Here is a 407-nt window from a genome sequence, read left to right as displayed (position 1 = left end):
TGACCTTCTCCGTGTCGGGGGTGTCGGCGGCCTTGCCCGCGGACGAGACCGTGCTCGAGGCGGCCGAGGGCGCGGGCGTCGAGATCTCCTATGCCTGCCGTGCGGGCACATGCGGCGCCTGCGTGGTCAAGCTGCTGCAGGGCGAGGTAACGATGGAGGTCGAGTCCGGCCTCGCGCCCGCCGACAAGGCGCAGGGCTATGTGCTCGCGTGCCAGGCGAAGGGCACGGGCACGCCGCTCGTGGTCGAAGCCTGATGCGCGAACGCAGCGACATCGCCGTCGGCCTGCTGGTCGCATTCCTGCTGCTGTTCCCGTTCGGCTACCTCGTGCATGTGTCACCGCGCTTTCCGGGCAGCCTCGCTGGCGGGATCATCGGGATCGCAGCGCTCGTGCTGATGCTGCTGACGC

Annotated in this window: 1 protein-coding gene; it reads left to right on the top strand. The window is 69.8% G+C overall.

Features of this window, described 5'->3' with window-relative positions; all coding sequences use genetic code 11:
* The coding region (locus AX709_RS16280) for a 2Fe-2S iron-sulfur cluster-binding protein (RefSeq protein ID WP_156454305.1) at positions 1 to 254 on the top strand (254 nt) is incomplete at its 5' end.
* Positions 255 to 407 lie beyond the last annotated feature (153 nt).

It is taken from the genome of Sphingomonas sp. CCH15-F11, from assembly GCF_001557005.1.
GTDB lineage: Bacteria > Pseudomonadota > Alphaproteobacteria > Sphingomonadales > Sphingomonadaceae > Sphingomonas.
Note: the sequence above shows the minus strand (reverse complement) of the source record. Positions and strands in the feature narration are given on the sequence as shown.